This window comes from Pseudomonas parasichuanensis (assembly GCF_021601385.1).
Lineage (GTDB): Bacteria > Pseudomonadota > Gammaproteobacteria > Pseudomonadales > Pseudomonadaceae > Aquipseudomonas > Aquipseudomonas parasichuanensis.
In genome coordinates, this window is sequence record NZ_BQHO01000026.1 from 1 (window position 1) to 24,230 (window position 24,230).

Here is a 24,230-nt window from a genome sequence, read left to right on the forward strand (position 1 = left end):
ACGCTGCCCGCCGTGAGCGGGCTGAGGGTTTGGGGCAGGGCGGGGCAGTTGAACAGCAGGCTGCAGTAACCGCACTTTTCCCACATCACATGCAGCTGGCCATCGTTGCCGTGGCCTTGGTGATGATCGTGGTCATGCGCCATGGGCATGGCCATCGACATGTCCATCGGCATGGACATGCCGGCGTGGTGCTCCATCGGCATCGACTGGGAAACCAGTGGGCCGATGAAGATCATCCACATGGCGAACAGGCTCAGCCAGCCGCCACCGACGCGCCTGCGATCAGGGTGGGTGCTGCGCACGGAGCTGTTGCGCGGCAGGCTCATGGCGAGCGCCTGTCAGCTGATCAGTGTGCGTGTTCGTGCGAGGCTGGCTGGTCGGCCGGCGGCTGCTTCTGCACCGCGACGTCGACGGTGACGTCACCGGCTTTTTCGAAGTGCAGGGTCAGCGGGAAGCGCTTGCCGTCGGTGAGCAGGCTGCGGTCCTTGGGCTGCATGATCATCACGTGGTAGGCGCTGGGGGCGAACACCACATCCTTGCCGGCCGGCACCGCTACGCTTTGCACGTGTTGCATCTTCATGGCGCCGGCGGCGCTCATCACGTGCTCGTGCAACTGGGCGTCATTGGTGATGGGGCTGTCCACCGAGAGCAGGCGGTCATCGGCCTTGCCGTTGTTGTGCACCACGAAGTAGGCCGCCACGTTGGGTGCGTTCGGCGGCAGTTCCAGCGACCAGGGGTGGGCAATGTGCAGGTCGCCGACGCTGTATTCGTGGGCGTTGGCATAGGCGCCGGGCAGCAGCAGGGCGGCCAGGACAAGGGCTTGCTTGAGCATGGGTGAATCTCCGGTCTGTTCAGGTTCTGATGGGCAGCGTAGTGAACATCAGGCCAGCGGAGAGGCACGGGGATTGAGCGCGGGCCATAACTGGCGCGGCGTGGGCTGGTAGTCGGCGAGGTGTGGGATGTGCCCGGCCTGCAGCAACGGCGGGATGTGCAGTTGTGGCGGGTAGCTGGGCAAGGCCAGCAAAGGCGCCGCGCCCGAGCAGCACCAGCAGTTCATCATGCTGGCGCTGTCATCGCTTTGCGTGCCGAGGTCGATCTTGGCCAGGGCCTGTACATCGACCTTGGCCTTGTTCGCCATGCTCGAACAGAAAGCCCCCCACAGCAGCTGTTCGGCCGGGCCCTTGGGCGCGGCAGAAGACAGCGGCATGGCCAGCAGGTTGAACAGCACTGCAAGGCAGGCTATCCAGGCGATGTGCCGACGTGGGGGCATGGAGAGATCCGGTCAGGAATCGTGGTGGCTATTGTACGGCGGAGTATAGGTAAAAATGCCGGGGTGCGGTGAAGTGCCGCACCTGGGACTGCTTTGCAGCCCTTTCGCTGGCAAGCCAGCTCCCACAGGTGTTGCGGCGAACCCTGTGGGAGCCGGCTTGCCGGCGAAAGGGGCGCAAAGCGCCCCCGGCGATTTCAAGCCTTGCCGCGCCCCATCAGGCCACGCACGGTTTCCTGCAGGTCGGCCGGCAGCACCACGACTTTCGAATTGTCGCTGCTCGCCAGGTTTTCCATCGCGCCAATGTAGCGCTCACCCAGCAGATACATGGCCGGCACGGTCTCGCTGCCCACCGCTTCCTTCACCAGGGTGATCGCCCGGGCCGAGGCCTCGGCCAGGTTCACCTGGGCTTCGGCATCCAGCTTGGCCGCCTGCAAGCGTGCCTCGGCTTCGAGAATGGCGGCCTGCTTGTTGCCTTCGGCGCGGGTCACGTCGGCTTTACGCTCACGCTCGGCGGCGGCCTGGCGCTCCATGGCAGTCTGCATGCTTGGCGATGGCTTGATGTCCTGGATCTCCACCGAGCGCACGGTCACGCCCCAGTCCTCGGTCTGCTCGGACATCGCCTCGCGCAGGCGTGCCTTGATCTGCTCGCGGCTGGACAGCGCTTCGTCCAGGTCCATGGCGCCGACGATGGCGCGCAGCGAGGTCATGGTCAGGCTGGTGACGGCGAACGAGAAATTCTGCACGCCGTAGGAGGCTTTCTGCGGGTCCACGACCTTGGCGAAGCACAGGGCGTTGGCGACGATCACCGCGTTGTCCTTGGTGATGATCTCCTGCTGCTGCACGTCGAGGATGATGTCCTTGGTCGGCAGGCGGTAGGCGACTACGTCCATGTACGGGATGACGATGTTCAGGCCGGGCTTGAGGGTGCTGTGGTAGCGGCCCAGGCGCTCGACGATCCATTCCTCGCCCTGGGGCACGATGCGTACCCCTTTGAATACGGTGATCAGGACGAATACGGCGAGGGTGGCGACGACGATGAGACTGGTCATGTTTGCGAACTTCCTTTTAGTGCGGATTCAGGCCCGGGTAACCCGGGCGGTGTTGCCTTCGATGGCGGCCAGGCGCACACGCTCGCCGGCGGGGATATCGCTGTCGGCGATGCAGGTCCATTCCTCGTTGCCGAGGATCGGCTTCTGGAAGCGCACGCGGCCTTTCTGGAACTGCGAGACGCTGGCGGTCAAAAGGCCGACCTCGCCGATCACGCTGTCGGCGGTCCAGCGCACGTCCGGCTTCTTGCGGCGCAACACCTTGAACCACAGCACGGTGGTGATGGACGAGAACACCACCCACAGCAGCCCTTGCATATCCAGTTGCAGGCTGGGGGCGAGCAGCGCGATGAACGACACCAGCACGGCGCCGATGCCGAACCAGAGAATGAAGAAGGTGGGGAGCACCAGTTCCAGCAGGATCAGGGCCACGCCGAAGACGAGCCAGATCCACCATTGCATTTCCATATGGGTGGGGCCTTCCAGTAGAGGGGGAGTGATTTTACGGCAAGATCAGGATACAGGGCCATTGAGTGGCCATGGGCGTCAGCGGCAAGTCGACAGCCAATCTTCCACACGCAGGCCGGGAACGCGCTGGAACTCGCGCAGGTTATTGGTTACCAGGACCAGGCCACGTGCCCGGGCGTGCCCGGCGATCATCTGGTCATAAGGGCCAATGGGTGTTCCGGCCTTGGCCAGCTCCGCGCGCAACTGGGCGGTATGGGCCGCACCAAGGGTGTCGTAGTCGAGTACTTCGAGCCGGGCAGTGAAACCTTCGACCACAGCAAGATTGCGTGCTGGGGCTGCTGACTTTTCTGCGCCGTAGACAAGCTCCATCAGTGTCACGGTGCTGATCGCCAATTGGCCGTAATGGCGGTTGAACGCCTCACGCACGACCTGCGGCTTGTTCTTGATGGTGAAGATGCAGATGTTGGTATCGAGCATGTACCTGAGCATCAGAATCCTTCGCGCTCCTGGTCGGCAGGTTGCTCTCGGCTGGCCATGTAATCCGCTGTCACGTCATCGCCTTCGAACCAGTTGTCCCAGGCTTCGCCTGCGGGCGAAATGATGCGTGAGCGCCCGACCGCGACGATATCCACGCGGGTGACGTTATCCGGAAGGGCAAGTGCTTTAGGCATGCGGATGGCCTGGCTGCGGTTGCTTTTGAAGACTGCACCTTGCTCCATGATGTGCCTCCTTGAAAGCGCGAATGTATGACAGGAGTTTATGCGCGACTGTGTATATGTCAACGGGATATACGTTGCGGGCCGCTCAATGGCGGGGAAGCTCGAGTGCCGCCAGCAATTGATTTACGTCTGAGAACTCTTGATCGACTGCGGGCAGTATCGGCCGCTTGAGCACCAGCACCGGCACCCCCCGTTCACGCGCCACTTCCAGCTTCGGCTCAGTCGCCGTACTGCCACTGTTCTTGCTCACCAGCACATCGATCTGCCGGCGCTCGAACAGCGCGCGCTCATCGTCGATACGGAACGGCCCCCGTGCACCAATCACTTCGCAGCGCTCATTGCCTAGGTAGGCTTCGAGGGCGCGCAGGGTCCAGAACTGGTGTGAAGGAATCTCGTCCAGATGCTGCAGGGGCTCGCGCCCGAGGGTGAACAGCGGGCGCTGGAAGGGCGCCAGGGCCTCGATCAGCCCGGCCCAGCCCTCGACCTCGCGCCAGTCGTCCCCCGCTTGCGCCTGCCAGGCCGGGCGCCTGAGGGCCCAGCAGGTGGTGCCGGTCAGCGCCGCAGCCTGGGCGGCGTTGGCGCTGATCTGCGCGGCATACGGGTGGGTGGCGTCGATCAGCAGGTTGATACCTTCGTCACGTAGGTAGCGCGCCAGGCCCTCGGCGCCACCGTAGCCACCGACCCGCACCTGGCAGGCCAGGTCCTGGGGCACCCGGCCGATGCCAGCGAGGCTGTAGACATGCTGCGGCCCGAGTGTGCGGGCGATGGCCAGGGCCTCGGTCACCCCGCCCAGCAGCAGGATGCGCCCGTTCATTGCACACCCGCCTTGCCGACGATGCCGCCCTGGCGGTCGATGGCGAACACTTCCACCTGTACCTGGGCCGGCACCACGCTGCGGGCGAAGGCCAGCGCGTGGCGGCAGACCTCGTCGCCCAGGGCGATACCGGCGGCAAGGGCCAGGGCGAGGGCCTGCTGGCTGGTGTTGGCGTCGACGATAGCCGCTTGCAAGGTTGCATCGGCGCCAATGTCGGCGGCCCAGCCGGCCAGCTGCGGCAGGTCGATGCTCGAATGGCGGCTGTGCAGGTCCATGTGCCCGGCGGCCAGTTTGCTGATCTTGCCGAAGCCGCCGCACAGGCTCAGGCGCGGCACCGGTACCTTGCGCAGGTGCTTGAGCACGGCGCCGACGAAGTCGCCCATCTCGATCAGGGCGATTTCGGGCAGGCCGTACACCCGGCGCATGGTGTCCTCGCTGGCGTTGCCGGTGCACGCGGCGATGTGGGTGTAGCCGTTGGTGTGGGCCACATCGATACCTTGATGGATCGAGGCGATATAGGCCGCGCAGGAGAACGGCCGGACGATGCCGCTGGTGCCGAGGATCGACAGGCCGCCGAGGATGCCCAGGCGCGGGTTCATGGTCTTCAGGGCCAGGGCTTCTCCGTCGCGGACATTGACCGTGACTTCGAAACCACCGGCGTAGGCACATTCGTGTGCCAGCTGCTGCAAGTGTTCGCTGATCATCCGCCGGGGTACCGGGTTGATCGCGGGCTCGCCCACGCCCAGCACCAGGCCCGGGCGGGTCACGGTACCCACGCCTTGCCCGGCGACAAAGCGGATGCCGGGCTCGGCCAGCAGGCGCACCTGGCTATAGAGCAGTGCCCCATGGGTGACATCCGGGTCGTCACCGGCATCCTTGAGGGTGCCGGCCTCGGCGCCCTCTGCCGTGGCGCGGCAGAACTCCAGGCGCATCTCTACCACCTTGCCCTTGGGCAGGGTGATGTGCACCGCATCGTTGTGCTGGGCGGTCAGCAGCAGGCGCGCCGCCGCAAGGCTGGTGGCGGTGGCGCAGCTGCCGGTGGTCAGGCCGCTGCGCAGGGGCGCGGGTTGTTCGCGGGTTTCTTCACGCATCGAGGGGTTTGACCACGTCGAGCAGGGTGATCGGCAGCGCCTGGCGCCAGGTGTCGAAGCTGCCCAACGGCTGGGTGTGGGCGATATGGATACGGGTCAGTTCGCCGCCATGCTGCTCGCGGAACTGCGCCAGGGCCACTTCGCTCTGCAGGGTCACGGCATTGGCCACCAGCCGCCCGCCGGGGCGCAGGCGCTCCCAGCACAGCGGCAAAACGCCTTCGCGGGTGACGCCGCCGCCGATGAAGATCGCATCGGGGCGCTCCAGGTCGTGCAGCGCCTGCGGGGCCTTGCCGCGAATCAACTGCAAGCCGGGTACGCCCAGGGTGTCGCGGTTGTGTTCGATGAAACCCTGACGGCCTTCGTCGGCCTCGATGGCCAGGGTGCGGCAGCTGGGGTGGGCGCGCATCCACTCGATGCCGATCGAGCCGCAGCCGGCGCCCACGTCCCACAGCAGTTCGCCGGGCTGCGGCGCCAGGCGGGCCAGGGTGATGGCGCGCACATCGCGCTTGGTCAACTGGCCGTCGTGACGCAAGGCGCTGTCGGGCAAGCCGGCGACGCGGGGCAGGCGCGGGGCGTCGACGCTGGCCTGGCAGTCGATGGCGACCAGGTTCAGCGCGGCGATATCGGTGTGCGGCCAGTCTTCGGCCGTGCCGCTCAGTTGGCGCTCCAGGGGCCCGCCCAGATGCTCGAACACCTGCAGGCGGCTGGGGCCGAAACCACGTTCATGCAGCAGCGCTGCGATGGCGGCTGGGCTGTGCTGGTCGTTGCTCAGCACCAGCAGGCGAAGGCCGCTGAACAGGTGGGCATTGAGCGCGGCCAGCGGGCGGGCGACCACAGAGACTACCTGCACGTCCTGCAAAGGCCAGCCGAGGCGGGCGGCGGCGAGGGCGCAGGAGGAGGGCATTGGCAGCACTTGCATCTCGCTGCTGGGCAGCTGGCGCGCCAGGCTGGCGCCCACGCCGTAGAACATCGGGTCGCCACTGGCCAGCACGCACACTGGCTGGCCGCGCAGGGCCATCACCGGCTCCAGCGTGAACGGGCTTGGCCAGTGGATCTGCTTGGCGCTTGAGCAGTGGGGCAGCAGGGCCAGCTGGCGCGGGCTGCCGACGATGTGCGTGGCCGCCAGCAGGGCGCGTCGGGCCTGCTTGCCCAGGCCGCTGAAGCCGTCTTCGCCGATGCCTACTATGGTGAGCCAGGGGGCCATGGAGTCCTCTTAGAGCGTATGGGGGCGCTTTGCGCCCCTTTCGCGGCACAAGGCCGCTCCTACAGGGGGTCGTGAATACCTGTAGGAGCGGCCTTGTGCCGCGAAAGGGCTGCGCAGCAGCCCCCGGAATTCTGTGTTCGACCACCGGCTTTTCATGCCGCCGGACAAAGCAGGCATAATACCGCGCCTTCTACACTGAAGCGCACTTTCACGATTGCCGGATGCCCCTTTGAAGCAGGCCCTGCCCCCCGACCTCTCACCCCGTCCCTCGGCCTGCCCGGGGTTGTGGCGCATCGTCGCCGCGCGCGACGGCGGCATCTGCCGGATCAAGCTGCCCGGCGGCCTGCTGCTGGCCGACCAGGCCGACGCGGTGGCCGACGCCGCCGAGCGCTTCGCCGGTGGGGTGATCGAGGCCACCAACCGCGCCAATCTGCAGATCCGTGGCATCGGCGACGACCACCGCGGGCTGGTCGAATACCTGCTGGCAGCGGGCCTGGGCCCGCGCGAGGCGGCCGGCGACGATGTGCGCAACCTGATGCTCAGCCCGCTGGCCGGGCTCGACCCCAGCCTGCTGCTCGACACCCGGCCATTGGCCGGGCAGATCCTCGAGCTGCTCGAAGGCACACCACGCTTCCATGAGCTGTCGGCCAAGTTCGCCGTGCAGCTCGACGGCGGCGAGGGGCTGGCGATGCTTGAACACCCCCATGACCTGTGGCTGTCCGCCGCGCAGTTCGAGCAGCGCACCTGGCTGGTATTCGGCCTGGCTGGCTGCCCGGTCGGCCAGCCAGTGGGCGCGGTGCCGGTGGAGCAGGGGTTGGCGCTGGTAAGGGCAGTGCTTGCACGCTTCCTCGACCTGGCCACGCCCGAGCAGTCGCGCATGCGCCAGTTGCTGACGACCTGCAGCGTCGAGCAGTTCATCGACGGGCTGGACATCCGCCGCGACGATGCTGTGTTGAGCTGGCGGCGAGCCGAGGCACTGGGCGCCTGGTTGGGCGTGTTGGCGCAGCGCCAAGGTGTGGCCCTCGGCGTGGCACCGCCGTTGGGGCGGCTGACCCCGGCCATGTTGCGCGGTGCTGCGCGCATCGCCCGGCAGTGGGGGGACGCCAGCCTGCGCCTGAGCCCCTGGCAGAGCCTGGTGTTGACCTCCCTCGACCCTGCGCAGATCGACGCCGCCCGCGATCGGCTCGCGGCGCTGGGCTTGCTCTGCGCCCCTGACCAGCCATTGGCCCGTGTCAGCGCCTGCACGGGCTCCAGCGGTTGTGCCAAGGCCCTGGCCGACACCAAGGCCGACGCCGTTGCCCTGGCCGCCCGGCTGCACCCTGGCGCCCCCGCCAGCGTGCACCTGACTGCCTGCCCCCGTTCCTGCGCCGTGGCCCATGTCGCCCCGGCCACCCTGCTGGCCCGGGCCCCGGGCCGTTACGACCTTTACTTGCGCGACGCGCGCCTGCCGGGTTTCGGCCGGTTGCGCGGCGCCAACCTCACCCCAGAAGAAGCAGGCGCCATGCTCGACCTGCCGACGGAGCACCTTGATGATTGACTACATCCGCGATGGTCAGGAGATCTATCGCAATTCCTTCCGCATCATTCGCGAGGAGGCCCGGCTCGAGCGCATTCCCGCCGACCTGGAAAAGCTCGCCGTACGGGTGATCCATGCCTGCGGCATGGTCGAGGCCATCGATGGCCTGCAGTTCTCCGAAGGCGCCGGCACTGCCGGGCGTGAAGCCCTGGCCAAGGGCGCGCCGATCCTGTGTGACGCGCACATGGTCGCCGAAGGCATCACCCGCGCGCGCCTGCCGGCGAACAACCCGGTGATCTGCACCCTGCGCGACCCCAGCGTGCCAGACCTGGCCAAGGCTGAAGGCAACACCCGCTCGGCGGTGGCCCTGGAGCTGTGGCGCCCGCACCTTGAGGGCAGCGTGGTGGTGATCGGCAACGCGCCGACCGCGCTGTTCTACCTGCTGGAAATGATCGATGCCGGTGCACCCAAGCCTGCGCTGATCCTCGGTTTCCCGGTCGGTTTCGTCGGTGCTGCCGAGTCCAAGGCCATGCTCGCCGCCGACAGCCGCGGCGTGCCCTTCGTGATCATGCAGGGCCGCCTGGGCGGTAGCGCCATGGCCGCCGCCGCGGTCAATGCCCTCGCCACGGAGGTGGAATGATGCACGCACGCGGACGACTGCTGGGCCTGGGCGTGGGCCCGGGCGACCCTGAACTGATCACGGTCAAGGCCCTGCGCCTGCTGCGTGAAGCGCCGGTGGTGGCGTACTTCGTGGCCAAGGGCAAGCGTGGCAACGCCTTCGGCATCATCGAGGCGCACCTGCAGGCCGAGCAGACCCTGCTGCCGCTGGTGTACCCGGTGACCACCGAGGCGCTGCCGGCACCGCTGTCCTACGAGCAGGTGATCAGCGACTTCTACGACGAAGCCAGTGTGCAGGTGGCCGAACACCTGGATGCCGGGCGCGATGTGGCGGTGATCTGCGAGGGCGATCCGTTCTTCTACGGCTCCTACATGTACCTGCACGACCGCCTGGCCTCGCGCTATGAGGCCCAGGTGATCCCCGGCGTCTGCTCGATGCTTGGCGGTGCCTCGGTACTGGGCGCGCCGCTGGTGTATCGCAACCAGACCCTGACCGTGCTCTCCGGCGTGCTGCCTGCCGACGAGCTCCAGCGCCGCCTGGCCGACGCCGACGCGGCGGTGATCATGAAGCTGGGGCGCAACTTCCCCAAGGTTCGCCAGGTGCTCACCGAGCTGGGCATGGAGGGCCGCGCGTTGTACGTCGAGCGGGCGACCATGGCCAACCAGAAAATCGTGCCGTTGGACGAGGTAGACCCACAGTCCTCGCCGTACTTCTCGCTGATCATCGTGCCGGGTGAAAAATGGCAGGGATGAACAACGCACCGGCCATCGTCATTCTTGGCCCCGGCAGCCTGGCGACCGCGCAGCGCATCCAGCAACGTTATCCACAGGCCGTGATCCATGGCCTGCAAGGGCGCGTGGAGGGGGCCGAGCGCTACTACAGCGCATTCGGCGACACCCTGCGGGCGCTGTATCGGCAGGACACCCCGATCATCGCCCTGTGCGCCGCCGGTATCGTGATCCGCACCCTGGCGCCGCTGCTCGACGAGAAAGGCAGCGAGCCGCCGGTGCTGGCCGTGGCCGAGGATGGCAGTGCCGTGGTGCCGCTGCTCGGCGGGCTGGGGGGGGTCAATGGCATGGCCCGGGACATCGCCGAGGCCCTGGGCGTGAACGCCGCGATCACCACCAGCGGTGAACTGCGCTTTGGCACCTGCCTGCTCAACCCGCCCGAGGGCTATGCCCTGGCGGACCTGGAGCAGGGCAAGCGGTTCGTCTCGGACCTGCTGGCCGGTGAAGCGCTGCGCATCGAAGGCCATGCGCCTTGGCTCGACCAGGCGCAGCTGCCGGTCAGCGACAACGCGCAACGCACCCTCCATGTGGGCAGTGCCGCGCGCCCGGCCAACCGGGACGAGCTGGTGATCCATGCGCGTTGTGTGGTGGTGGCGGTTACGGCCGGTGGCGCCGACCTGGCCCGGCAGGTGCGTGACGCCTTGCAGGCGGCGGGTATCGCCGAAGCGGCGCTGGCTTGCCTGCTGGCGAGCGAGGCCGACATGGCCGAGCCGGCCTTGCACGAGGCTGCCCAGGCGCTTGGCGTTGCCCTGCGCTTCGCCCCTGCGGCCAGCAGCCTTGAGCAGATGCTGGTCGATACGCTGCCGCAGGCGCGCGTCGAAACCCACGCCGGGTTGGCTGTGGCGGTTGCTGGAACGCCGGTCGACAGCGCGCAACTGGGGCGCCGCCGTGGTCGCCTGGCCGTGATCGGCCTGGGCCCTGGTGCTGCCGATTTGATGGTGCCGGCGGTCAAGGCTGAACTGGCCCGCGCCCAGGATGTGTTGGGCTATGAAACCTACGTGCGCATGGCCGGCCCGTTCCGCGACGACCAGGTACTGCACTGCACCGACAACCGCGAAGAGATGCAGCGCGCCCGCCATGCGTTCGAGCTGGCGGCTCAGGGGCGCTCGGTGGTGGTGGTGTCGTCGGGCGACCCGGGCGTGTTCGCCATGGCCGCTGCAGTGCTCGAAGCGCTGCATGAATCAAGTGACCTGGGCTGGCAACGGGTTGACCTGCAGATCCTGCCGGGCGTTTCGGCGTCGCTGGCCACCGCCGCGCAAGCCGGTGCGCCGCTGGGCCATGATTTCTGTGTGATGTCCCTGTCGGACAACCTCAAACCGTGGTCGATCATCGAGAAGCGCCTCGAGCTGGCGGCCCAGGCTGACCTGGTGCTGGCGTTCTACAACCCGATTTCCAAGTCGCGGCCGCATCAGCTGGGTCATGCACTGGAAGTGGTGCGTCGCCATCGCGAGGCCCATACGCCGGTGGTGCTGGGGCGTGATATCGGTAGGCCGGGGCAGACCCTGAGGACCGTCACGCTGGGCGAGCTGGAGCCGGAGATGGTCGACATGCGCACCATGGTACTGGTCGGCTCGTCGACCACCTGCACCTTCCCCCGTGCCGATGGCCGCGAGTGGGTCTACACCCCGCGTTGGTACCCTGCGAAAGCCTGACCTGCAAGGAAGGCTGACCTGCTGAACGGCGCATTCTGACCTGCATAGCCTTCGAGTCTCACCCGGCATCCGCCGGGTTCTGACTCAAGGATATGCATGATGAGCAATAACCTGATTTCCGATACCAATTCTGCCGCCGTCGTCGAGCAATCGCTGATGGCTTTCGCTGCCGGCATGAACCTGCAGAATCGCACCGATGTCATGAATGCCTACCAGTTCGCCTCGCTGGTGGCCTCCAAACTCTATGATGGCGAGCACCAGAGCGAGGCGTGGTACAAGCAGAACCTGAAAGTGATGGAGGACTTGGGCTGGCTGACCGTGCGTCGTACCTACGAGCGCGAGATGTCTGAATCGCAGTCGCTCACCGTGGGCGCCGTCGCCTTTAAAGCCATGCGGGTTGTCGGCCAGGCCGCATTCGGTGGCCCAATAGCCGACGCTATCGGCAAAGTGGCCGAGGCTGCCCTTGAAGGCCTGGGACAAATCACCGAGGCCCAGGACATCTTCAAACACAACTTCAAGGACAGGCTGGTCGGGACCATTGGCCTGGCGGCTTGCCTTGAAACCGACGACGGTCAACTGATGATGGTGCATACCGCCGTCAGCACCAAAGGCATGAACCGCGACCTGGATACCGTGGCCTTCGAATGGAAAAGCACCGGCACCTACCACTACTCGGGCACCGCGCTGCTGACCTTCAACAACCATCACTACGCCCGTGTGCGCGAGCATGTGGAGGCGCGCTTGGGTGATCGTCGTTTCGAGAACGTGCTGCAATACGAAATCTGATCCATGAGCCTTGGTTGCCGCCCGCTATGGCTGCGGCGGTGGCCAGGCCTGCCCGGCAGACAAGGGCCGGGTGCTGACAAGGGAGCACGCATCATGGACAAGCACAGAGCGGCAGTGGCGGGTAGCAGCCTGCTCGCATTCTTGCCTGGCGTTACCGCTGCGCAGCGTAGCGCGGTGCAACTGGCAGCGTTGATGGCCGAGCGCGTGACGCGCACCGACCATGACCAAGGGTTGGTGACTGACTGGTTCAACCATTACCGCAGGCAACTGCAGTTTTATGGATGGGATGCCTTGTCGGCCGAGCAGGAGCATTGGCCTGGGCTCGAGCGCCCTGGCATCGTCAATGCCGCGCTGCGACGGATCGATGCCACCGCGGGCGAGCGTTACTCGACTGTGCTGGGCCTGGCGATGGCGGGGTTGGCCGAGAACGAATGGGCGTTGCTCAATTTCGAGCAGCGAACCCGGGAACGTGGGGTTTTCCAACTGTTGCCGTGTGCGCCCAGCAAGCCGGGATATGTGGATCTGGTGCTCTATCGCGAACACTGCGAACGCGACATGCTCAACACCGGTTTTTTGCTGCGCAATCGTGAAGCGACACGGGTGCAGGCGGAGCTGGTGCGCTTCAATACGCGCTTGTTCGACCAGGCGTATCGCAGCCTGGTGGAGCAACGCCTGGAAAAGGTCGCCCGGCAGCAGATCCTGTCCTTCGAGTGCTGAGGCGCGTTACGGCACCATGTAGCCCTTGATCCCGGTGAAGATAATCTGCGCCGCCAGTGCGCAGACGAACAGGCCCATCAGCCGGCTGACGATCTGCAGGCCCTGGTCGCCAAGCAGCCGTTCGATACGGTGCGAGAGGTACAGCACCAGGCCCACGGTGAAGCTGGCCAGGGCAATACTGACAATGGCCAGCAGCTTGTCGTCCCAGTGCGGCTGGCTCACGCCCATCACCAGCAGCGCACCGATGGTGCCCGGGCCGACGGTCAGCGGGATGGTCAGCGGCACGATGGTCACGTCCTGCTGCACGTTGTCGGTCTGGACCGCCGACTTGCCCTGGGCCATGGCCAGCGCCGAGATGAACAGCACCGAGCCCGCGCCGATACGGAAGGCGTCGGCGGTGATGCCGAACACGCCGAAGATCACCCGCCCGAACAGGTACAGCAGCACGCTGGCGATCAGGGTGGCGATGGCCACGCGCCAGGCCAGTTGCTTGCGCTCCTTGCTGGAGTGGCCGCGGGTCAGGCTGATGAAGCACGACAGCACGAAGAACGGGCTGTAGAGCACGAGCATTTTCAGGTAGACGCTGAACAACTCATGGAGCATGGGGTGGGTCCGCGGCGGGGTAGAGTGGCAACTGTATAGCACGGATCCTGTAGGAGATCCCCCAACCCTGCGGGCTGCGCTGTCGTGCAGGGAACATTGCCAGCACCCGCACCGCGATCCCCTGTGGGAGCGGCTTTAGCCGCGAAGCAGGCGACGCGGTGGATGGCACCGGCTTCGCCGGTGTTCGCGGGCAAGTCGCAGCGGCGAACCGCCGCTCCCACAGGGATCGCGTAGGCTTTTTTAGAATCTGAGCAAGACAGTTGCTCCTACAGGATCTGCGTGGTGTCGCCGGACACCACCTGGCGATGCCCCGCCCAGTGCTGGATCAACTCTCGCAGCTGCGACAGCTCCACCGGCTTGGCCATGTGCCCGTCCATGCCGGCCAGGCGTGCGCGCTCCTTGTGTTCGGCGAGGATGTGCGCGGTCAGCGCCACCACCGGGGTGCGCGGGCGTTGGTTGGCGGTTTCCCAGGCACGCAGCTGTTGTGTGGCGGAAAAACCGTCGAGCACCGGCATTTCGCAGTCCATCAGCACCAGGTCGTAGCGCTTGGCCTTCATCGCCTGCAGGGCCTCTTCACCGTTGCTGGCGGTGTCCGGTTCGAGGCTCAGCTTGCCGAGCATGCCGCGGATGACCTTGGTCGAGATGCTGTTGTCCTCGGCCACCAGTACGCGGAAATCGTGCGGCAGGTCGAGCGGCTGCTGAGTCCCCGGTGGCAAGGGCGGTGCGGCCAGTTCGCGGCCGCGCAGGGCCAGCTCTTCGGCCAGCGTGGTCTTGAGCGTGTAGCCGGCCACGGGCTTGGCGAGGATGCGCTTGACCCCGGCATTGCGCGCGATGACCTTGCTCGGCGCATTGCTGATGCCGGTGAGCATGACCACCAGGATGTCGTGATTGAGGCTAGGGTCTTCCTTGATCTTCGCCGCCAGTTGCATGCCGGTCATGCCGGGCATGTTCTGGTCGAGCAGCACCACGTCGAAATAGTCGCGCAGGTGCGCCTTGGTGCGCAGCAGGGCCAGTGCCTCCTTGCCGGACGGCACGGCGCTGACGTTCATGCCCCAGGCGCTGCATTGCTGCACCAGGACTTTGCGGCAGGTGTCATTGTCGTCGACCACCAACACCCGTGCGTCGCGCAGCGGGCCGTCGAGGTCGGCAGGCGGTTGCTCCAGGCGCTGAGGGTCCAGTGGCAGGGTCAGCCACAGCGTGTTGCCCATGCTGGTGCTGGTCTTGATGCCGAACTCGCCCTGCATCAGGCCGATCAGTTGCTTGGCGATCACCAGCCCGAGGTGGCCGCCGAGCTTGTTGCTGGAGAGGAAGTGGCGGCTGTGCAGTTCGGCCTGCAGCAAGGCGTCGCGTTCGGCCGGCGCCATGGGCGCGCCGCTGTCCTGCACGGCAATGCGCAGGCGCGGGGTGTCGCCACGCTGGTCGAGGGCCACCACCAGCAGGATCTCGCCCTGCTCGGTGTTTTTCAGGGCATTGTCGAGCAGGCTCGACAGGGCCTGGCGCAGGCGGGTCGGGTCGCCGCTGACCACCCGTGGCACTTGTGGCTGGGTGAAGCTGATCAGCTCGATGTTCTGCTGCTCGGCCTTGGCCCGGAAGATGTTCAGGCAGTCTTCGATCAAGGCGTTGAGGTCGAACTGCACGTCGTCCAGTTCGATCTGCCGTGATTCGAGCTTGGAGATGTCGAGGATCTCGTTGATCAGCGTCAGCAGTTCGTTGCCGGCGCTGTGGATGGTCTGCACGTAGTCGCGTTGCTTGACCGACAGCGGCGTGCCCAGCAGCAGCTCGGTCATGCCCAGCACGCCGTTCATGGGGGTGCGGATCTCGTGGCTGATCTTGGCCAGGAACTCGGCCTTGGCGTTGATCTCGGCGTCGCTGGCGGCCAGGGCGCGGCTGGCGCGGAAGCGCTCCTCGCTGATGCGCCGCAGGCGCTCGCTGACCGCCAGGTTGAGCAGCAGGCCGCTGACCACCGTCAGTACCATCAGGATGCACAGCAGCCAGGGCGTGGGGGTGCGCGTAAGGCCCAGCAGCGCCGGCAGCAGCACCAGGCCGCCGATGTTGTACACCAGCATGGCCAGGGCAAACAGCCGCGCCGGCCCGTAGCCCTTGTACCAGTGATAGCTGCTGACCAGCAGCATGCTCAGGCTGCCCAGGGCCAGCAGGGCGTAGGTCATCAGGTTCAGCGGCAGGGTGTCGACGAACAGCAGCACCAGGCCACTGACCGCGGCCACCAGCATTTCCCCGTGCAGCAGGCGGTTAAGGCGTGCCGAACTGCAGGGGGCGAAGAAGTGCAGGGTGAAATACAGGCCGGCCAGCCCGGCCAGCACCAGGGTCAGGTAGGCGGCTGGGGTCTGGGCGCTGTACCACAGGTGCCACCAGGGGCCGCTGAGGTTGAGCAGAATGAGTGCGCTGAGCAGCATCAGGGCGTGGTAGAGCGCCAGGATCAGGGTGGTGCTGGAGCGGCTGTAGGCGAAGCGGATCAGGTTGTGCAGGATCAGCATCAGCAGGCCGCCGAACAGCAGGCCGAACAGCAGCGGCTGGCGCTGGTCGGCGGCGGCCTGGGCGGCAGGCTCCAGGCTGATGGCTGGGCGCAGCTGGTGTTCCGACACCAGCCGCAGGTACACATCCACCGCCTGGCTGCTGCGTGGCAGTGGCAATACGTGGTCGCTGCCATGGACCGACAGGGTGCTGGCTTCGCCCTGGCGCCCGTGGTGCAACTGGCGCAGCAGCTTGCCGCCTTCGAGGGCGTAGAGGTCGATGCGTGACAGGTCGGGGGCGAAGATGCGCAGCAACTGCTCCTGCTCGCCCGGTTCAAGGCGGTAGTGCAGCCACAGGGCCTGGTCGGGGAGGGCAGCGTCCAGTTCGTCGAGCGGCAGGGGGCTGAACTGGTTGCGGTAACGCTCGGAGCGCACGTCGGAAAGCTGCAGATTGGCCTGTTCATCGAGCAGCGCCGACCACCCGCCGGCGTCTTCGGCCGCAGCCGGGAGCAGGCAGAACAGGGTCAGCAGGCTGATGATCAGGGCTGTGGCAATCCGAAGCCGACGCACGACGAAATCCCTTCTTAGCTAATGTGCCGGATAGCAACTATGCGCGGCGCGCCAAGGCGAAGGCAAGGCCCCGTGGGGCCTGGCCGACGAGCCGAGGGCCGTGCGCGACGGCCCTGGGCGACAGCATTACTGCTGGTGTTCACCGCGCTCGCGGGCAATGGCCCGGTAGCCGATGTCGCTGCGGTAGAAGCTGCCTTGCCACTTGACCTGTTCGGCCAGGCGGTAGGCTTGTTGCTGGGCGGCCTCGACGGTATCGCCCATGGCGGTGGCGCAGAGCACGCGGCCACCGGCGGTGACCACCTGGCCATCCTTGAGCGCGGTACCGGCATGGAACACCTTGCCTTCGAGCTTGGCGGCAGCGTCCAGGCCGCTGATTGCCGCGCCCTTGGCGTAGTCACCCGGGTAGCCGCCGGCAGCCAGTACCACGCCCAGGCTCGGGCGCGGGTCCCACTGTGCTTCGACCTTGTCCAGGGCCTTGGCGAAGGCGGCTTCGATCAGCAGCACCAGGCTCGACTCCAGGCGCAGCATGACGGGCTGGGTTTCCGGGTCGCCGAAGCGGCAGTTGAACTCGATGACCTTGGGGTTGCCCGCCTTGTCGATCATCAGGCCCGCGTAGAGGAAGCCGGTGTAGACGTTGCCTTCCTCGGCCATGCCGCGCACGGTCGGCCAGATCACCTGGTCCATCACGCGCTGGTGCACGTCGGCGGTGACCACCGGGGCCGGGGAGTAGGCACCCATGCCGCCGGTATTCGGGCCGGTGTCCTGGTCGCCGACGCGCTTGTGGTCCTGGCTGGTGGCCATTGGCAGCACGTTGTGGCCGTCGACCATGACGATGAAGCTGGCTTCTTCGCCGTCGAGGAACTCTTCGATCACCACGCGCGAGCCGGCTTCACCGAAGGCATTGCCGGCGAGCATGTCGCGCACGGCATCTTCGGCTTCCTGCAGGGTCATGGCGACAATCACGCCTTTACCGGCGGCCAGGCCGTCGGCCTTGATCACGATCGGCGCGCCTTTTTCACGCAGATAGGCCAGGGCCGGCTCGATCTCGGTGAAGTTCTGGTAGTCGGCGGTCGGGATCTTGTGGCGGGCCAGGAAGTCCTTGGTGAAGGCCTTGGAGCCTTCCAGCTGGGCGGCGCCCTTGGTCGGGCCGAAGCAGTCCAGGCCGCGGCTGCGGAACAGGTCGACCACGCCGATGACCAGTGGGGCCTCGGGGCCGACGATGGTCAGGTCGACGTTTTTCTCGGCGAAGTCGGCCAGTTGCTCCAGGGCGGTCACGTCGATGGCGACGTTTTCACACTTGGCTTCGGTGGCGGTGCCGGCGTTGCCCGGAGCGACGAAGATTTTCTCGACCCGTGGGTCCTGGGCGACTTTCCACGCCAGGGCGTGCTCACGGCCGCCGCTGCCGATGATCAAAACTTTCATGTAAGAACCTCGAAATCTGTTTTGCGGCGATCCCGTTCCCCTGTAGGAGCGGCCTTGTGTCGCGAAAGGACCGCAGAGCGGTCCCGGGATTTCTGTGTTGAAGCTTGAATCCTGGGGCCGCTTTGCAGCCCTTTCGCGGCACAAGGCCGCTCCTGCACGGGGCCGGCGATCGGCCTGGTATCTGATTAGTGGCGGAAGTGGCGCATGCCGGTGAACACCATCGCGATACCGGCTTCGTCGGCAGCGGCGATGACTTCGGCATCGCGCATCGAGCCACCCGGCTGGATAACCGCGCTGATACCCACTTTAGCCGCGTTGTCGATGCCGTCACGGAACGGGAAGAACGCATCCGAGGCCATGACCGCACCCTGTACCTGCAGGCCAGCATGCTCGGCCTTGATGGCAGCGATGCGTGCGGAGTTGACGCGGCTCATCTGGCCGGCGCCGACACCGATGGTCTGGCGCTGCTTGGCGTAGACGATGGCATTGGACTTGACGAACTTGGCCACTTTCCAGGCAAACACCAGGTCGTGGATTTCCTGCTCGGTCGGCGCACGCTTGGTGACGATCTTCAGGTCATCGGCGGTGATCATGCCGATATCGCGGCTCTGCACCAGCAGGCCACCGTTGACGCGCTTGAAGTCCCAACCGGCAGCACGCTCGGCTGGCCACTCGCCGCATTCCAGCAGACGCACGTTCTGCTTGGCGGCCACGACGTCGCGGGCAGCCTGGGAGATTTTCGGGGCGATGATCACTTCGACGAACTGACGGTCGACGATGGCTTGGGCGGTTTCGCCATCCAGCTCGCGGTTGAAGGCGATGATGCCGCCGAACGCGGATTCGGTGTCGGTGGCGTAGGCCAGGTCATAGGCCTTGCGGATGCCGCCTTCGTTTTCCGGTACTACCGCGACGCCGCACGGGTTGGCGTGCTTGACGATGACGCAGGCCGGCTTGACGAAGCTCTTCACGCACTCCAGCGCCGCGTCGGTGTCGGCCACGTTGTTGAACGACAGCTCTTTGCCCTGCAGCTGGATGGCGGTGGAAATGCTGGCTTCGCCTTTCTTGGCTTCCACGTAGAACGCCGCGCTCTGGTGCGGGTTCTCGCCGTAGCGCATTTCCTGGGCCTTGACGAACTGGCTGTTGAAGGTGCGCGGGAACTCGCTGCGGTCTTCGGTGCTCAGGGTGTCCTTGGCCTGGTCGATGGTGCCCATGTAGTTGGCGATCATGCCGTCGTAGGCGGCAGTGTGCTCGAACGCCTTGAGCATCAGGTCGAAGCGCTGGGCGTAGGTCAGGCCACCGGCCTTCAGGCCTTCGACGATACCGGCGTAATCGCCGGCGTTGACCACGATGGCCACGTCTTTGTGGTTCTTGGCTGCCGAACGAACCATGGTTGGGCCGCCGATGTCGATGTTCTCGATGGCGGTCGGCAGGTCGCAACCTGGCTTGCTGATGGTGGCTTCGAACGGGTACAGGTTGACCGCGACCAGGTCGATCGGCTTGATGCCGTGCTCGTTCATGATGGCGTCGTCGGTGCCGCGACGGCCAAGGATGCCGCCGTGGATCTTCGGATGCAGGGTCTTGACCCGGCCGTCCATCATTTCGGCGAAGCCGGTGTAGTCGGCCACTTCCACCGCGTTGACGCCGTTGTCCTTGAGCAGCTTGTAGGTGCCGCCGGTGGACAGGATCTCGACACCGAGCTGTTGCAGCTCACGGGCAAATTCGAGGATCCCGGTCTTGTCGGAGACGCTGATCAAAGCGCGGCGGATCGGCAGGCGGGTAGTCTGGTCGGTCATTTCAGATTCCATAACGCGGTGGAGTCAGCAAAAAAGGCGCCTCTTTGCATGAGCGCCTTTTTGGTTGGGGTTCTGGCCTTACAACAGATCGTACTGCTTGAGCTTCTTGCGCAGCGTGCCTCGGTTGAGCCCGAGCATCTCGCTGGCCTTGGTCTGGTTGCCCTTGACGTAGTTCATCACGCATTCGAGCAGGGGCGCCTCGACTTCGGAGAGCACCAGGTTGTACACGTCCGTGACGGTAGCGCCTTCCAGGTGGGCGAAGTAGTTGTGCAGCGCCTTCTCGACGCTGTCGCGCAGGGTCTGGCCCTCCTCGCTCGGCGTGTTCAGGTGCTGCTTGAGGTTGGCGTTGTCGCTCACGGGCGTTGTTCCACTCACTAATGTCTCGGTCATCATCGTCATGCGGCCACCCCTTGTTCGTCCTCTGTCCCAAGGCTCTGTCGACGTTCGGCGAAATAGGCCTGAACGTTGGCGCACTGCGCTTGTGTGTCTTGCAAAGCGTTGAACTGGCTGCGGAACTCCTTGCCGCCAGGTCGGGTTGCCAGGTACCAGCCAACGTGCTTGCGGGCGATCCGCACGCCCATTACATCGCCATAGAAGGCATGCAGCGCGGCCAGGTGCTCCAGCAGAATGCGTTCCACTTCGTCCAGCGCAGGGGCGGGCAGGTGCTCGCCGGTGCGCAGGTAATGCTCGATCTCGCGGAAGATCCACGGCCGCCCCTGGGCGGCACGGCCGATCAAGAGGCCGTCGACCCCGGTGGCGTCCAGCACCGCCCGGGCCTTTTCTGGCGAGGTGATGTCGCCGTTGGCGAATACCGGGATCGACACCGCCTGCTTGATCGCGGCGATGGTGTCGTACTCGGCGTCACCGGTGTACAGGTCGGCGCGTGTGCGGCCATGCACCGCCAGCGCCTGGATGCCAGCCTGTTCGGCGATCTTCGCCACGTTCAGGCCGTTCTTGTTCGCCCGGTCCCAGCCGGTGCGGATCTTCAGGGTCACCGGTACCTCGACAGCGCCGACCACGGCGTGGAGGATCTCGCTGACCAGGGCTTCGTCTCTCAATAAAGCAGAGCCGGCGGCCTTGTTGCAGACTTTTTTCGCCGGGCAACCCATGTTGATGTCGATGATCTGGGCGCCGGCTTCGACGTTGGCCCGTGCAGCGGCTGCCATCATCTGCGCATCACCGCCGGCGATCTGTACCGAGCGTGGCTCGGGATCACCTTCGTGGATGCGGCGCAGGCTCGACTTGCGGCTGTTCCACAGGCTCATGTCGCTGGACACCATTTCCGACACCACCATGCCCGCCCCCAGGCGTTTGCACAGCGTACGGAAAGGTTGGTCCGTGACCCCGGCCATGGGCGCAAGGATCAGGTTGTTGTGCAGTGTGTATGGGCCGATGCGTACCGCCGACATAGGTGTTCCCTGTTGTGGGGCCGAATCAATGGAGTTGAAAAAGGGTGGGCATGATACCCGCTCTCGATGACCGGATAAAGATGAATCTGGATAAAATCTGAACAGTTGCGGCGTTATGCCCAGGGGTTTGGGACAGCCGGTTGGCGCCGGTGATCCGGCGCCGGGCAGGGCCGGATCACTCCGGCGAACGGAAGCTCAGGCTGTAGTTCACCGCCTTCGGCCCCGGGTCGAGGATGTCCAGGGCGATATGGATCGGCGTCTGGCTGGGCATCTCGCCGCGGCCGGCCAACTCCCCCGACAGGTACTCGCTGGGCTTGAAGCGCCGGCTGGCGATCAGCTGGCCATTGAGGTCGGCGAAGCGCAGCTCCAACAGCGGGAAGGGCTGGGCGAAGGGGGCACGGTTGTAGATGATCGCGTCGACGATCAGCGCGCCCTTGAAGTCAGGGTGGCTGCGCACCACCAGGTTGCTGCTCTTGATCCGCGAGATGTCGACGCGGGTCGGCACCTGGCAGCCGACCATCGGGCACAGCTGCTGGAACCACGGGCGGTACTGGTCCTGGCGGGCCATTTCGTCGAAGTGGTACCAGACGTACTGGAACGCCAGCAAAGCGGCCGCCAGCAGCGTCAGCAGCCCCCACAGCAGGCGCTTGCCCCAGTTCGGGGCCGGTTTTTCCCAACCCAGTTGCAGCGGGTCGTCGACCACGTCGACCAGCGGCTCCTTGCGTGTGCGCTCGGGCTTGATCGTCAGGCTCGGTTCCAGGCGCTCGTCGGGTTGTTCGTCCAGGTCGTCGGCGTCGCGGGCCGACAGGCGTACGCTGCGGATATCGTCGTCCAGTGCCGACAGGCCGGGCACGGGGAGCGGCTCGTCGCGGCCGGACAGGCGCTCGACCGGGGCGTCGAGGTCATCGTCGAGTGGCTCATGGCTGACGACGGGTTCGTCATCCAGGTCGAACTGGGCGCTGCCCAGGGTCGGCTCGGTACGTTCGTCGGCGGCCGGTTCCAGGTCCAGCGGCTCTTGCTCGACCAGCACCGGCGCCTCGGTATGCTGCACTGAGGGCTCGACAGGCTCGTCGGTGGCGGTGCCGAACGGCTCGTCGCTGTGCTCGTCGACGCCATGCTCGTCACGGCGGGCATGCAAGGTGGGTGCTGGCGTGGCGGCCCGCCGGTCGCCCGGGCTGCGCCGCTCCAGGCGAGCCAGTTCCTGGTCGAGGTCGAAGTCCTCCAGCGCCTCGGCGGTGCTGGCCCAATCCCGCTTGACCGGTGGTGCAGGCTCGATGGCCGGCGCCACTATCGGCTCGGCCGCCTGTTCAAGCTCGGCCGCCTGTTCAGGTTCGGCGACCGGGGCGGCTGGCTGCCCCGTGGCCGCGCGATTCTGCTCCAGCAACTGCTTGGCGGCGTTGAACACCTGCAGGCAGTTGCCGCAGCGCACCACGCCACGCGCCACGCTCAACTGGTGATGAGTGACGCGAAAGCTGGTCTGGCAATGCGGGCACTGGGTGACGAAACTGTCGGTCATGCGGCGGTCCGGGGGCTGTGCAGGTGTTGAGTCTAGGCGTGCTTAGCGGCGACGACCACTGATACGTACCCAGCCATCGCGCACGACGATCGGGTCCAGGTCGAAGTCGGCGGCGTAGGCTGCGGCCACTTCCTCACCCTGTTCGGCCAGGATGCCCGACAGTGCCAGCAGGCCACCGGGGCGCACCAGGCCGGACAGTTGCGGTGCCAGCGCTACCAAAGGGCCTGCCAGGATGTTGGCGACCAGTACGTCGGCCTGCATGGCCGGCATGTGCTCGGGCAGGTACAGGGGGAATTTTTCGTCGGCGATGCCATTGCGCTGGGCGTTGTCGCGCGAGGCTTCCAGCGCCTGCACGTCGATGTCGGTGCCGACTGCTTCACGGGCGCCGAGCAGCAGCGCGGCGATGGCGAGGATGCCCGAGCCGCAGCCAAAGTCCAGCACCTGGGTGCCTTGCAGCTGTTGGCCGTCGAGCCATTCCAGGCACAGCGCGGTGGTCGGGTGGGTGCCGGTGCCGAACGCCAGGCCCGGGTCGAGCAGCAGGTTGACCGCGTCCTTCTCCGGCGCCTCATGCCAGCTCGGCACGATCCACAGGCGCTGGCCGAAGCGCATGGGCTGGAAGTTGTCCATCCAGCTGCGCTCCCAGTCCTGGTCCTCGATCACCTCGGCTTCGTGCTCGGGCAGCGTGGCGCCGGTCAGCAGGGTCAGGTGGGCAAATACCGCGTCGGGCTGGGTGTCGGCCTCGAACAGTGCCAGCAGGTGAGTGTGCGACCACAGCGGGGTGGTGTTGAGGTCCGGTTCGAAGATCGGCTGGTCTTCGGCATCCATGAACGTCACCGACACAGCACCCACTTCCAGCAGGGCGTCTTCGTAGGTTTCGGCTTGTTCCGGGCTGATGGCCAGGCGTACTTGCAGCCAGGGCATGGCGGGCACCTTTGGTAAATCGACAGGGGCAGCCCGAGGCTGCGCGAAAGGGCGCCAGTTTACGTCAGGCGGGCGCTAAAAGGGAGTGAGGCAGCGAGTGGGGCATAGCAATAGATACCGCGGATCCGTCTGCGCTCAGCGTCAGGCTGCAGCCACATTCACCGTGAGGTACTGATGATGACTAACGAAACACTGGGCGTTCGGCTGACTCAATGGGACGAAATTGTCGGCGAGCGTCTGGCCACGCAGCTGTCGTTGCAAGCCGTGATCGAAGAGCAGATTGCGGTCGAGTTCCAGTTTCTGGTGCCCGAAGTGGCACTCACCCCGCACCTGCTGTCGGCGCTTTACCAGGCCTCGGTGATGCATGCCAGCGGGTTGTTTGCGCAGATCGAGGCTGGCGCCGAGCAGGCATGGCGGGAGCAGGTGCCGCAAGACCAGCATGAAAACGTGGAGATCGTGATCGAAAGTGTCAGTGTGCGTTTCATCACTGCCTATGACGACGCGCTGCGGCGCCACTGGTCGCGACGCCCCGCCGATCTGGTGGAGTCGACGCTTTATGTGCAGCGCCTGCGCGAGGTGCTGTTCGATCATGTGATGGACCTGCAGGCACTGCTGGAGCAAGGGCATGCCGGTGATGCCCTGCAGGGGTATATCCAGGCTTACCAGCAGGCGTGGTTCGAGCAGGCGCCCTCGAAACTGCTGGCCTGACAGAACGTCCATGCAAAGGTGCGCCTAACGTCTGGGAGCTGTTGCGCAGCCCATCGCTGGCAAGCCAGCTCCCACAGGACAGCGCATATCTCAAGCTTTGCGCGGCCCATGTGGGAGCCGGCTTGCC

The 24,230-nt window shown here is 66.0% G+C and carries 25 protein-coding genes; 7 read left to right on the forward strand and 18 right to left on the reverse strand.

Annotated elements, in window-relative coordinates; all coding sequences use genetic code 11:
* The 10 genes from L6D77_RS19235 to cbiE form a co-directional block, all read right to left on the reverse strand.
* Positions 1 to 326 (reverse strand): DUF2946 domain-containing protein (locus tag L6D77_RS19235; protein WP_236170111.1); only part of this gene is annotated, 326 nt, incomplete at its 3' end.
* Between the two features lie 20 nt (positions 327 to 346).
* Entirely contained in the window at positions 347 to 832 is a 486-nt protein-coding gene (locus L6D77_RS19240; RefSeq protein WP_232884677.1) for a copper chaperone PCu(A)C, read from the reverse strand.
* 48 nt (positions 833 to 880) lie between these two features.
* Entirely contained in the window at positions 881 to 1,270 is a 390-nt protein-coding gene (locus L6D77_RS19245; protein WP_232884676.1) for a DUF2946 domain-containing protein, read from the reverse strand.
* A gap of 194 nt (positions 1,271 to 1,464) precedes the next feature.
* Entirely contained in the window at positions 1,465 to 2,319 is an 855-nt protein-coding gene (locus L6D77_RS19250) for an SPFH domain-containing protein (RefSeq protein ID WP_232884675.1), read from the reverse strand.
* A gap of 27 nt (positions 2,320 to 2,346) precedes the next feature.
* Entirely contained in the window at positions 2,347 to 2,784 is a 438-nt protein-coding gene (locus tag L6D77_RS19255; protein WP_232884674.1) for an NfeD family protein, read from the reverse strand.
* 78 nt (positions 2,785 to 2,862) lie between these two features.
* Positions 2,863 to 3,273, reverse strand: coding sequence for a type II toxin-antitoxin system tRNA(fMet)-specific endonuclease VapC (gene vapC / locus L6D77_RS19260; RefSeq protein WP_232884673.1), 411 nt, complete (start codon positions 3,271 to 3,273; stop codon positions 2,863 to 2,865).
* Entirely contained in the window at positions 3,273 to 3,503 is a 231-nt protein-coding gene (gene vapB / locus L6D77_RS19265) for a type II toxin-antitoxin system VapB family antitoxin (RefSeq protein ID WP_232884672.1), read from the reverse strand. Before vapB ends, vapC begins: the two co-directional genes overlap by 1 nt.
* An 85-nt stretch (positions 3,504 to 3,588) precedes the next feature.
* Positions 3,589 to 4,317, reverse strand: a complete 729-nt coding sequence (locus L6D77_RS19270) for a cobalt-precorrin-6A reductase (protein WP_232884671.1) — start codon at positions 4,315 to 4,317, stop codon at positions 3,589 to 3,591.
* The gene (locus L6D77_RS19275; RefSeq protein WP_232884670.1) at positions 4,314 to 5,408 is read right to left on the reverse strand and encodes a cobalt-precorrin-5B (C(1))-methyltransferase; all 1,095 of its coding nucleotides are present in this window, start codon (positions 5,406 to 5,408) and stop codon (positions 4,314 to 4,316) included. Before L6D77_RS19275 ends, L6D77_RS19270 begins: the two co-directional genes overlap by 4 nt.
* The gene (gene cbiE / locus L6D77_RS19280; protein ID WP_232884669.1) at positions 5,401 to 6,612 is read right to left on the reverse strand and encodes a precorrin-6y C5,15-methyltransferase (decarboxylating) subunit CbiE; all 1,212 of its coding nucleotides are present in this window, start codon (positions 6,610 to 6,612) and stop codon (positions 5,401 to 5,403) included. Before cbiE ends, L6D77_RS19275 begins: the two co-directional genes overlap by 8 nt.
* A gap of 214 nt (positions 6,613 to 6,826) precedes the next feature.
* On the opposite strand from cbiE, the gene cobG reads away from it, so the two are divergent.
* From cobG to L6D77_RS19310, 6 genes are all read left to right on the forward strand, one after another.
* Positions 6,827 to 8,149: a precorrin-3B synthase gene (cobG, locus tag L6D77_RS19285; RefSeq protein WP_275094589.1), complete on the forward strand. Its 1,323-nt coding sequence runs from the start codon at positions 6,827 to 6,829 to the stop codon at positions 8,147 to 8,149.
* The gene (locus tag L6D77_RS19290) at positions 8,142 to 8,768 is read left to right on the forward strand and encodes a precorrin-8X methylmutase (protein ID WP_153785772.1); all 627 of its coding nucleotides are present in this window, start codon (positions 8,142 to 8,144) and stop codon (positions 8,766 to 8,768) included. Before cobG ends, L6D77_RS19290 begins: the two co-directional genes overlap by 8 nt.
* Complete coding sequence (locus L6D77_RS19295) at positions 8,765 to 9,499, forward strand: precorrin-2 C(20)-methyltransferase (RefSeq protein WP_232884667.1); 735 nt, start codon at positions 8,765 to 8,767, stop codon at positions 9,497 to 9,499. Before L6D77_RS19290 ends, L6D77_RS19295 begins: the two co-directional genes overlap by 4 nt.
* A complete protein-coding gene (cobJ, locus tag L6D77_RS19300; protein WP_232884666.1) occupies positions 9,496 to 11,187 on the forward strand; it encodes a precorrin-3B C(17)-methyltransferase in 1,692 nt (563 codons plus the stop codon). Before L6D77_RS19295 ends, cobJ begins: the two co-directional genes overlap by 4 nt.
* Before the next feature lie 99 nt (positions 11,188 to 11,286).
* Entirely contained in the window at positions 11,287 to 11,973 is a 687-nt protein-coding gene (locus tag L6D77_RS19305) for a hypothetical protein (RefSeq protein WP_232884665.1), read from the forward strand.
* Between the two features lie 93 nt (positions 11,974 to 12,066).
* Positions 12,067 to 12,690 (forward strand): hypothetical protein, encoded by a 624-nt coding sequence (locus tag L6D77_RS19310; protein ID WP_232884664.1) that lies wholly within the window; start codon positions 12,067 to 12,069, stop codon positions 12,688 to 12,690.
* Between the two features lie 6 nt (positions 12,691 to 12,696).
* Here the strand turns inward: L6D77_RS19310 and L6D77_RS19315 are convergent, their stop codons facing one another.
* From L6D77_RS19315 to prmA, 8 genes are all read right to left on the reverse strand, one after another.
* On the reverse strand, positions 12,697 to 13,293 hold the full coding sequence (locus L6D77_RS19315) for a MarC family protein (RefSeq protein WP_232884663.1): 597 nt from the start codon (positions 13,291 to 13,293) through the stop codon (positions 12,697 to 12,699).
* Between the two features lie 266 nt (positions 13,294 to 13,559).
* Positions 13,560 to 16,334 carry a hybrid sensor histidine kinase/response regulator gene (locus L6D77_RS19320; protein WP_232884662.1) on the reverse strand — a complete coding sequence of 925 codons (2,775 nt, stop codon included), beginning with the start codon at positions 16,332 to 16,334 and terminating at the stop codon, positions 13,560 to 13,562.
* A gap of 126 nt (positions 16,335 to 16,460) precedes the next feature.
* Positions 16,461 to 17,756: a phosphoribosylamine--glycine ligase gene (gene purD / locus L6D77_RS19325; protein ID WP_232884661.1), complete on the reverse strand. Its 1,296-nt coding sequence runs from the start codon at positions 17,754 to 17,756 to the stop codon at positions 16,461 to 16,463.
* Between the two features lie 185 nt (positions 17,757 to 17,941).
* Complete coding sequence (purH, locus tag L6D77_RS19330) at positions 17,942 to 19,549, reverse strand: bifunctional phosphoribosylaminoimidazolecarboxamide formyltransferase/IMP cyclohydrolase (protein ID WP_232884660.1); 1,608 nt, start codon at positions 19,547 to 19,549, stop codon at positions 17,942 to 17,944.
* Between the two features lie 78 nt (positions 19,550 to 19,627).
* The gene (fis, locus tag L6D77_RS19335) at positions 19,628 to 19,948 is read right to left on the reverse strand and encodes a DNA-binding transcriptional regulator Fis (protein WP_011535876.1); all 321 of its coding nucleotides are present in this window, start codon (positions 19,946 to 19,948) and stop codon (positions 19,628 to 19,630) included.
* On the reverse strand, positions 19,945 to 20,958 hold the full coding sequence (gene dusB / locus L6D77_RS19340; RefSeq protein WP_110992941.1) for a tRNA dihydrouridine synthase DusB: 1,014 nt from the start codon (positions 20,956 to 20,958) through the stop codon (positions 19,945 to 19,947). Before dusB ends, fis begins: the two co-directional genes overlap by 4 nt.
* A 175-nt stretch (positions 20,959 to 21,133) precedes the next feature.
* Positions 21,134 to 22,474: a DUF3426 domain-containing protein gene (locus L6D77_RS19345; protein WP_232884659.1), complete on the reverse strand. Its 1,341-nt coding sequence runs from the start codon at positions 22,472 to 22,474 to the stop codon at positions 21,134 to 21,136.
* Positions 22,475 to 22,516: 42 nt separating this feature from the next.
* A complete protein-coding gene (gene prmA / locus L6D77_RS19350) occupies positions 22,517 to 23,395 on the reverse strand; it encodes a 50S ribosomal protein L11 methyltransferase (protein ID WP_232884658.1) in 879 nt (292 codons plus the stop codon).
* Between the two features lie 177 nt (positions 23,396 to 23,572).
* On the opposite strand from prmA, the gene L6D77_RS19355 reads away from it, so the two are divergent.
* Positions 23,573 to 24,103 carry a hypothetical protein gene (locus tag L6D77_RS19355; protein WP_232884657.1) on the forward strand — a complete coding sequence of 177 codons (531 nt, stop codon included), beginning with the start codon at positions 23,573 to 23,575 and terminating at the stop codon, positions 24,101 to 24,103.
* The last annotated feature ends 127 nt before the right edge of the window (positions 24,104 to 24,230 follow it).

Excerpts from the sequence above, each read along its gene's own strand:
- L6D77_RS19240 (WP_232884677.1), bottom strand. The coding sequence starts at position 832 with ATGCTCAAGCAAGCCCTTGTCCTGGCCGCCCTGCTGCTGCCCGGCGCC.
- L6D77_RS19245 (WP_232884676.1), bottom strand. The coding sequence starts at position 1,270 with ATGCCCCCACGTCGGCACATCGCCTGGATAGCCTGCCTTGCAGTGCTG.
- L6D77_RS19250 (WP_232884675.1), bottom strand. The coding sequence starts at position 2,319 with ATGACCAGTCTCATCGTCGTCGCCACCCTCGCCGTATTCGTCCTGATC.
- L6D77_RS19255 (WP_232884674.1), bottom strand. The coding sequence starts at position 2,784 with ATGGAAATGCAATGGTGGATCTGGCTCGTCTTCGGCGTGGCCCTGATC.
- vapC (WP_232884673.1), bottom strand. The coding sequence starts at position 3,273 with ATGCTCAGGTACATGCTCGATACCAACATCTGCATCTTCACCATCAAG.
- vapB (WP_232884672.1), bottom strand. The coding sequence starts at position 3,503 with ATGGAGCAAGGTGCAGTCTTCAAAAGCAACCGCAGCCAGGCCATCCGC.
- L6D77_RS19270 (WP_232884671.1), bottom strand. The coding sequence starts at position 4,317 with ATGAACGGGCGCATCCTGCTGCTGGGCGGGGTGACCGAGGCCCTGGCC.
- L6D77_RS19275 (WP_232884670.1), bottom strand. The coding sequence starts at position 5,408 with ATGCGTGAAGAAACCCGCGAACAACCCGCGCCCCTGCGCAGCGGCCTG.
- cbiE (WP_232884669.1), bottom strand. The coding sequence starts at position 6,612 with ATGGCCCCCTGGCTCACCATAGTAGGCATCGGCGAAGACGGCTTCAGC.
- L6D77_RS19290 (WP_153785772.1), top strand. The coding sequence starts at position 8,142 with ATGATTGACTACATCCGCGATGGTCAGGAGATCTATCGCAATTCCTTC.
- L6D77_RS19295 (WP_232884667.1), top strand. The coding sequence starts at position 8,765 with ATGATGCACGCACGCGGACGACTGCTGGGCCTGGGCGTGGGCCCGGGC.
- cobJ (WP_232884666.1), top strand. The coding sequence starts at position 9,496 with ATGAACAACGCACCGGCCATCGTCATTCTTGGCCCCGGCAGCCTGGCG.
- L6D77_RS19305 (WP_232884665.1), top strand. The coding sequence starts at position 11,287 with ATGAGCAATAACCTGATTTCCGATACCAATTCTGCCGCCGTCGTCGAG.
- L6D77_RS19310 (WP_232884664.1), top strand. The coding sequence starts at position 12,067 with ATGGACAAGCACAGAGCGGCAGTGGCGGGTAGCAGCCTGCTCGCATTC.
- L6D77_RS19315 (WP_232884663.1), bottom strand. The coding sequence starts at position 13,293 with ATGCTCCATGAGTTGTTCAGCGTCTACCTGAAAATGCTCGTGCTCTAC.
- purD (WP_232884661.1), bottom strand. The coding sequence starts at position 17,756 with ATGAAAGTTTTGATCATCGGCAGCGGCGGCCGTGAGCACGCCCTGGCG.
- purH (WP_232884660.1), bottom strand. The coding sequence starts at position 19,549 with ATGACCGACCAGACTACCCGCCTGCCGATCCGCCGCGCTTTGATCAGC.
- fis (WP_011535876.1), bottom strand. The coding sequence starts at position 19,948 with ATGACGATGATGACCGAGACATTAGTGAGTGGAACAACGCCCGTGAGC.
- dusB (WP_110992941.1), bottom strand. The coding sequence starts at position 20,958 with ATGTCGGCGGTACGCATCGGCCCATACACACTGCACAACAACCTGATC.
- L6D77_RS19345 (WP_232884659.1), bottom strand. The coding sequence starts at position 22,474 with ATGACCGACAGTTTCGTCACCCAGTGCCCGCATTGCCAGACCAGCTTT.
- prmA (WP_232884658.1), bottom strand. The coding sequence starts at position 23,395 with ATGCCCTGGCTGCAAGTACGCCTGGCCATCAGCCCGGAACAAGCCGAA.
- L6D77_RS19355 (WP_232884657.1), top strand. The coding sequence starts at position 23,573 with ATGACTAACGAAACACTGGGCGTTCGGCTGACTCAATGGGACGAAATT.